Source organism: Marinagarivorans sp., assembly GCF_982758155.1.
Genome location: NZ_CEXWTU010000201.1, coordinates 1,133 through 9,268 on the forward strand (window position 1 = coordinate 1,133; position 8,136 = coordinate 9,268).

Genomic DNA, 8,136 nt, shown 5'->3' on the forward strand with positions numbered 1-8,136 from the left:
GCATATCAGCTGGATGCGTTTGAATTTATGGGTGATGAAGCGGCGCTGACGCGGGCAGAATTCTTTGCGTTACTGCCGGTGTATTCTGACGTGGCCGGTACTGAAGGTGATGACACACTGGTGGGCTATTACGGCATCGATAACATGCAAGGCTTTGGCGGTAATGATTCGATCAGTGGCCAAGCGGGTAATGACGCCTTATACGGTGATGCGGGTAACGATACGGTGGCTGGCGAAGGCGGTGATGATCAGCTGTTCGGCGGTGAGGGTGATGATAGCCTGAATGGCGGCTCAGGTGATGATGTACTCGACGGTGGCGCGGGTGATGATCAGCTGCACGGTGCGATCGGTCATGACCGCATTCTTTTTGGTTATGGCAGTGGTCACGATACGGTGGTGCAGTATGACGGCAACAGTGATGGGACGTACCTCGATACCCTCGTGTTCGGTGACGAGGTCAGTATCGCGGCACTGCGTTTAGAAAAAATTGGTAATGATTTATTAATCCTGCTGGGAGAAGGCGAAGACAGTATTCGCTTTACCGATTGGTTCCTCAGCACGGCATATCAGCTGGATGCGTTTGAATTTATGGGTGATGAAGCGGCGCTGACGCGGGTGGAATTCTTAGACTCACTGCAGTTATATGAAAACACCACCAACACCTGGTCCTACAAAATAATAGATCCCGAAGACTACATCGACCAAGCACTACCCGATTACTCCTCTATTGAAACAGACCTATCTGAATGGGATGTGGGAGAGGGGCCGTTTGCTAATGCGGATGATCATCCGTTGGTTTTAAATACAACGTTACCTGCCAATGCTAATATTATTTGGCCGTTAAATACCAATATATGGGCACATGCGGATGTCGTTATTGCTGAGGGACAGCAACTTAAAATGCGTTATTTTGTCGATAACGTCGCTAGTATTTGGGTTAACGGAACACTGTATCCCAGCCGTGTGGGCGGTAATGATGCCGCAGATTTAATTGAGCGTGAGCTTATCATTCCAGCGGCGGATTTAATTAGCGGTAGCAATCGGATTGTATTACTCGCAGAAGATTACGGTGCTTACAGCTATGCACATGTTGAAATAACGGTAATTACACCTTCTGCAACTGAGGTTGCGCGCACGAAAGTATTGGCGAATGCCTGTAACGGTATTATGCCGCCGCAGGCGAATTTTGCTGATCGTGTTTCGAATCCTTATGCGGATGCTGAATTTTATGCCGACCCCGATTACGCCGATCGAGTAACTTCGACACAGGATCAGATGGGTGACCCGGTTATGGTCGCGGCAATGGATTTGGTTAAATATGAATCTACCGGTATTTGGTTAGATAGCACCGCTAAGCTATGTGGAGAAACTGACGATGGCCGAATGAATTTACTTCAACATTTGGAAAACGCACAAAAACTTGCCGCTGACGAGCCTGTTGTGCTCTCTACTGTAGTGTTTAATTTACCGGCGCGGGATTGTGTTTCGGGTAATCATCCTGGTGAATTTGAAGCTTCCGAAGAAGGCTTAAAGGGATATCAAACCTATATTGATACGGTGGCAGCACTAGTCAGTAGTTTTCCTGATTTACGCTTCGTGGCAGCCATTGAGCCTGGCGCTTTAGCATCTACCGTTGAATACAATCAGCCTACGGTGCCCTTCAGTTATTGTGAATATGCTTTTGCAGATCGTATTTACGAGCAAGGGGTAACTTATGCACTGAATAAGTTGGGGCAAGTTCCTAATGTTTACAGTTATTTGGATATTGGACATGCGGCTTGGTTAGGCTGGCGTGTGGATACCTTGACGAGAACCGTGATCGATTGGCTATCGTTAGCTTCGCAAGATCCAGCATTAGATTTTGAGGCCGAAACAAATTACGCATTAATTAGCGGTCTTGTCACTAATGTTGCTGAATATATACCGTATGAAGAACCGTATATTAAAGATTTTGACGAAACACAGCCGAACTTTGGTTTTTATAGTTGGAATGCTCATGCAACGGCAAAGAGTTATGCCGATGCAGTGCTCGATAAATTATTACAAGATACACAAGCGTCTTTTGGCATGATTATCGATTCTTCTCGTAACGGTTGGGGTGGTGATCGACGGCCTACCTTTGAGGGTACAGATCAGAGCTACCGTCTCGATCAACGGCGTTCTCGCTGGAACTGGTGTAACAACTCACGGGCTGGGTTAGGGCGTTTTCCACAGGCCAATCCGGATCCCGATAATGCCAATCTCCATGCTTTTTATTGGTTTAAACCGCCAGGCGAGTCTGATGGTGATGATGCACCAGTGCGTGAGGGTATTTTTGCTGAGTACGAGGTGCCCGTTAAAAGTTGTACTGAAGAGTATCGTGATGGCCAGCTAAATCCAACACCGTCTAGCCATTGGTTTGATAATCATTTTATCCAGCTTATTGAAAATGCATGGCCGCCATTGATAGAGCCTGCTAAACCGTTAGCGATCGAGTTGAGCTTAAATAATCTTCCTGTTACGGAATTTGATGATGTTGTGGTTAGTTTTGAATTGCCAGAAGTCTCGATAGAAAATGTTGAAGTTTACCTAAGGGGAGAGGACTTTACGTTAACGGGCGCGGCAGTTTGGGAGGGTGGTTTCTTTGAAGTGTCATTGGCGGACTTGTTGTTTAATAACGTTGCGCAGTCACGAATTCAACTCATTGTAAGTGATGTTAATCGTCAGCGTTATATTGGTGAGTTTTCGCTGGGTAATTTCGCACCTTTTACGTCAAGTGAAGGTGACGATGTGGTTATTCGCTCTCGGCAAGCCCAAAAAACGGTCACTGAAATACAAGGTTTTGGTGGCGACGATATATTAATTGATTTGCTCAACTCAGTAACTTTAAATGGCGGGTTAGGTAATGATGTTTTACAAGGTGCTGATTTAATCGGTGGTGAAGGTAACGATTTGTTGATACTCACGGGCGTTGAGGTTGATCAAAAAGCCGTCGGTGGCCCTGGCGACGATGAGTTTTATGTCTTTGGCCGTTACAGCCAAATAACCATTAACGATACTGAGGGTGTTAATCGTGTGTTTTTACCGAAGGTTAACCAAGATGGGTTGCAGTGGTACCGTGAAGAGTCTGACTTGATGATCGAGTATTATAACGATTCAGATTTTCCTGAGTTTGAGCTTACTGTAGAAGAGTTTTTTAATAGTAACCCTTCGTTTAAAGGTGTCTATGTTCAAGATCAGTTGTGGTTAACCCCCGACTCAATTAGTCAGGACAACTTCTAAGTTATCAATGCAGGGTCATTTTTAATGGCCCTGACTACAAAAAAGGCACGGGTGAATCCACTCGTGCCTTTTTTTAGCTCCTAGATACGAGTGATTTTTTATATAAGTGAGCACTTGGTCACGTGTAGGGTGGAATTTTTGCAAAAGAAAGTAACTTTACAGACCAGGGTGTTATCGTTAACATGTGTTGAGTGATATTCGCTGAGCTGCAGTAGGGGTGTATGAAAAATATTAAGGGCTGTGCTTTTTGGTTGAAAATGATGTGCTTTGTTATTGCTGGCGCATTACTGGTATTGGCATTCGTAAGCCGTATATCGCAAGCCTCGGGCAGCGTGGCTTTACTTGATACACGCAATTTACCGGCGGACCATAAAATTTTATTTTTTATGGGGCAGGATAGTGAAACGTTAACGCAATACCGTAAAGATGTTCTAGAGCTTGATAGCCGTATGCCAAAGCCAGGCGGTATAACGTTGTATACAAAAATTGCCGGTAATGCGAAAGAGGGCAGTTTGCAGGGTTTGATTGATAATGTGGATTACGGTGCGGGCATTATTAACTTTGAACGCTCGTTATTGGAGTTTCCTGTTGCGGCACTGGCGGTGGGGTTGAGTTTAACGGATGCTGAAAAAGGTTGTCAGCAAATACCTACTCGAGCGATTGCAGGTATGGTGGGGGATGGCGTTAGCCAACAGATGATTCATGATTATCGTGAACAGATCGGAAAGTTATTAATGTTTTTAAAAGCGACTAAACGGCCCGTTTTTTTGCGCATTGGTTACGAATTTGACGGCCCTTGGAATTGCTACCAACCCGAAAGCTATAAAGCGGCATTCCGTTTTATTAAGCAACGTATCGTCCAGCTCGCGACGGATAATATTGCTACCGTTTGGCAGTCTGCAGCGTGGCCACGTAATCAAGGTATTTATCGGGTGATTGACCCTATGTTGCTGGATAAATTTTATCCTGGTGATGATGTGGTGGATTGGGTGTCATTGTCGACTTTTTATGGCAATAATTATCGTGATCATCAGTGGGTTTGTGATGATTTAAATCCAGAGTGGTTTACACCGGCGGAACCGCCAAGGTTACAGCAAAATCGCATTTTAAATTTTGCTCGGAATCATCAAAAACCCGTAATGATAGCCGAGGCTTCACCGGTTGCCTTTAGCAATTCACAGCTAACATCCAGTTGTATTTTTAGTAAGCGGACAAAACCGGTTTCTGCTGACATTATATGGACGAGTTGGTATGCGGATTGGTTTAAGTATATAGAAAACAATAAAGACATTATCCGTGCGGTTGCTTACATTAACACGCATTGGCATACACAAACGATGTGGTATTGCGCTCCACAAGCCACGGCTGGTTCGCAAGACTGTCTGCAAGGGTATTGGGGGGATAGCCGAGTGCAAGCGAATCCTGAGATATTAAAGCGATTTAAGTCTGAAATTTCAAAACCGATTTACGTCAATGGCGCGGATTTTGAAATTTAGACTGTATTAACTCTGTTTGTCTCATATATGGCGGATACGTTAAGTCTTTTTTATCGGTTAAACGTTTATTGAAATCGTTTATTTACTGGGTGCTATTTAGGTCTGTGGAAAACAGCCGAATAGTGCGCAGTGAGGGCTTCAGTAGCCCAGAAAACATTCAGTATTGAGACCTATTAATGCTTAGCCGAATGGTTGCCAATATTCTTTACAGAGTCACGAATTTGTAAAAGATAATTCAATTGTGTTTGTGCTTCCATAGTATCCCCTTCATCGTTTTTACCTCGAATAGACTCAATCAAAAGGTCCACAGCGGCTTTAGATATTTCAAAAATGGGCTGGCGAATAGTGGTGAGTTTTGGCCACATGGAAACGGCCAGCGGGGTATCATCAAAGCCGGCTACGCTTAGGGCTTCGGGTACATCAATCCCGAGTTTTCTGGCGGCGGCAATGGTGCCTGCTGCCATGTCATCGTTTGCCGCAAAAATAGCGGTGACTTGCTGTTTCTTTAAAATCTTTTCAGCGGCGGTCATGCCTTCTTCAAACTGAAAGTTACCTTCGCCAACCCAGCCTGTATTAACGCGCAATTTGTGTTTTTTCATGGTGTCGTTGAAGCCAGCAAAGCGTAATGCATCTGTTTCTTGCTGGGTATCACCACGGATAAAACCAATTTTTTTGTGGCCATTGGCTATCAGGTGTTCAGTCATTTCGGCGCTGGCAGCATAGTCGTCAATCACCACGCTGAGTGAGCGAGTTAATTGTGCGCCCGAGCCTACACGTACATAGCGAACATCTTCGGCTTCTAGTGCATCCAATAGCGTACGATTATCGTTCAAAGGTGGCGGCACAATAATGCCGTCCAGAGCGTGGCGACGCACCATTTTTTTAATGAAGTCATTGATGTCCGATTCGGAAAAATCACAGGGTTCTAATATTAGGTGATAGCCTAATTCGTTACAGCGTAGCATGGTGGCAATCAGGTACTCACGAATAAAGCCGCCTACGCTTAAGTCGTAAAAGAAACCCAGTACGAATGATTTAGAGCTGGATAAGCTCCGGGCAGAGATGTTGAGCTTGTAGTTGAGGGAATCAACAGCTTGCATTACGCGTTCGCGGGTATTATCGGATACCTTACCTTCGTTGCTCAGCACCCTAGATACGGTCATTAGTGATACGCCGGCCATTTCAGCGACATCGCGCATTGTCGATTGCTTACTCTTTTCGGGGGAATGTCTTCCGCTCATTATAGGTTTCCAGTAGTTCGATAGAGGCTTATGCACAAATATGATAGCGCGAATTAGAGCGAGGCAAAATAGTTGAATGGTGGTTTTACTAATCAGTATGTGAAGTGGGGTATATGTTTCTAGGGTAAAACTTATGGTGCAGGCTACATGAGATGTTTTTTTTTATTGAAAAATCATCTAGCGCTAAAAATCCATCCCTCCAAAATCGTTTAGCGAGAGCGTGGTTGTAAATTGTTACTCTGGTATCTTTTCAGCGATGTTACTCGTGGTGCCTTCTAATTCCCGGTATGAAAACCATTTGAAATCGGCAGGGATATTATTGCCGGATAAGTCTTGGCAATTAAGTCCGATAAAAGCGCCTGTGAAGGCTGCACGATATTGGTTGCCGCCATCGCGAACATAGTCATCCGATAAAATACTACCGTCGAGAATTGGGCCAAACTTGTTCCAGTCGTTGGTTTGGTTAGAGTGCGAATAAAGGAACTGTACCTTTTCGTTATGCCATATCACTTTTAAGTAAATAGGTGATTGTTCGGGGTAGGTTATGTCTTTGGTAATAGGCTCTGAGGCGATGTTGTTATCAACAACGACGAGACTGAGCGTGTTAAGTAGGGGGTTAGCGTCGCAGTTGGAGGCATAAAAATAGAGGTAATGCGCGGTGTTGTAATAACAGGCCAAGCCCGCCATTTGCTGGAATGATTTTGGTTTGAACTCTAGTTGGCAGGCTGCCTCTACATTGAAGGCCTGTAGTCTTCTCGCAATTAAACTTTGACAGTGGGTGGAGCTGAGTGATTCGCGTCCTTTAAGGCGTAAATACTGGGGCCTGGCTGTTAGGCTTAGCCATGATTCTTCAGCGGGAATACGAAGCGATTGCCAGCTGGGTGCGAGGGTGGTGAGCTCAAAGGTTTCCAGTTCGGGTGATGGTATTGTTGGCGCAGGAGCGATATCGGGTGCCGGCACGTGAATGCGTGTCGTTTTGTCTGGCGTGGCGAGATAAGGCCACTCATCATCCCAAGTAATTTGTTCGATCAAAGTTTCACGGCCAAGAGTACAGCGCTTAGCGGGCATTAATGGCCTGCTACCTAAATACGCGGCATACCACTCTCCTTGTGGCGTTTCAACGAGGTCTGCATGCCCCGTGCGTTGGAAATGCGCATGGCTGTTTTGGCTGGCAGTAATGATTGGGTTGTTTGGGTGGTTTTCGTAAGGGCCGGTAATATTTTTTGAACGCGCAATCGTCACGCTGTGATCGTAATCGGTTCCACCTTCGGCGGTTAATAAATAGTACCAGCCGTTACGCTGATAAATATGCGGGCCTTCTGTGCAACCCAGTTCAGTCCCTTTAAAAATTGTATGGGGTTTACCGGTTAAAAGTTTGCTGTTCTCGTCCCATTCTTGTAATTGAATACCGCCAAACAAAAGATTTTTACGGTGGTCCGTTATCATGTTGACCAGCCACTTTTTGCCGTTGTTATCGTGAAATAACGATGCGTCAAAACCGCTGGCATTAAGATATGTTGGTTCGCTCCAAGGTCCTTCGATGGATTGGCTGGTGACTAAATAGTTGGGTGTGTCTTTCCAGGGGCCATCAAAAGAGCGGACATTACTGTAGACCAAATAAAACGTGCCCTGGCTATAACTGAGGCACGGCGCCCAAACGCCACAAGAATCGGGTACGCCTTGCATATCTAATTGTGTGCGGCGGTCTAGAGGGTGACGGATTATTTCCCAGTGAATTAAATCCAGGGATCGATGAATTTGAACTCCCGGAAACCATTCAAAGGTCGATGTGGCGATATAAAAAACACCGTCTACGCAAACGATACTGGGGTCAGGGTTAAACCCTTTAAGAATCGGGTTGGTAATCACTCTTTTCATAGGGACCTAGCAGTTCGATTTTTATTCTTGAATTGTTATATGGGTTTTGTTAACGGTAACACCCTGTCGGTGTAATGTTAATAGCTGCATTTAACGAAACGCCAAATAGACCGGTTGGCCAGTATTATTGGATAAAAATTTATCAGGGTAGGGGTAATAAAGTGTCGCGCGGTGGCGGTGCTCGCTAGTCGATACGGTCCGCAGAGACTAAGGGCCGAGGAAAAAATACTTTATCCAATAATACTTGCCTCCTGCTTCCT

Annotated in this window: 4 protein-coding genes; 2 read left to right on the top strand and 2 right to left on the bottom strand. The window is 45.2% G+C overall.

What is annotated here, in order from left to right:
* Together AC3A8L_RS16970 and AC3A8L_RS16975 are read left to right on the top strand one after the other, a co-directional pair.
* The coding region (locus AC3A8L_RS16970; protein WP_487963460.1) for a glycoside hydrolase family 6 protein at positions 1 to 3,261 on the top strand (3,261 nt) is incomplete at its 5' end.
* 221 nt (positions 3,262 to 3,482) lie between these two features.
* On the top strand, positions 3,483 to 4,757 hold the full coding sequence (locus AC3A8L_RS16975) for a glycosyl hydrolase (RefSeq protein WP_487963461.1): 1,275 nt from the start codon (positions 3,483 to 3,485) through the stop codon (positions 4,755 to 4,757).
* A 173-nt stretch (positions 4,758 to 4,930) separates the two neighbouring features.
* Here the strand turns inward: AC3A8L_RS16975 and AC3A8L_RS16980 are convergent, their stop codons facing one another.
* Both AC3A8L_RS16980 and AC3A8L_RS16985 read right to left on the bottom strand, forming a co-directional pair.
* The gene (locus AC3A8L_RS16980) at positions 4,931 to 5,998 is read right to left on the bottom strand and encodes a LacI family DNA-binding transcriptional regulator (protein ID WP_487963462.1); all 1,068 of its coding nucleotides are present in this window, start codon (positions 5,996 to 5,998) and stop codon (positions 4,931 to 4,933) included.
* Positions 5,999 to 6,232: 234 nt separating this feature from the next.
* Complete coding sequence (locus AC3A8L_RS16985; RefSeq protein ID WP_487963463.1) at positions 6,233 to 7,876, bottom strand: glycoside hydrolase family 43 protein; 1,644 nt, start codon at positions 7,874 to 7,876, stop codon at positions 6,233 to 6,235.
* Positions 7,877 to 8,136: the final 260 nt, after the last annotated feature.

Bases quoted from the DNA above. Each gene is read 5' to 3' on its own strand.
- AC3A8L_RS16975 (WP_487963461.1), top strand. From the start codon at position 3,483: ATGAAAAATATTAAGGGCTGTGCTTTTTGGTTGAAAATGATGTGCTTT.
- AC3A8L_RS16980 (WP_487963462.1), bottom strand. From the start codon at position 5,998: ATGAGCGGAAGACATTCCCCCGAAAAGAGTAAGCAATCGACAATGCGC.
- AC3A8L_RS16985 (WP_487963463.1), bottom strand. From the start codon at position 7,876: ATGAAAAGAGTGATTACCAACCCGATTCTTAAAGGGTTTAACCCTGAC.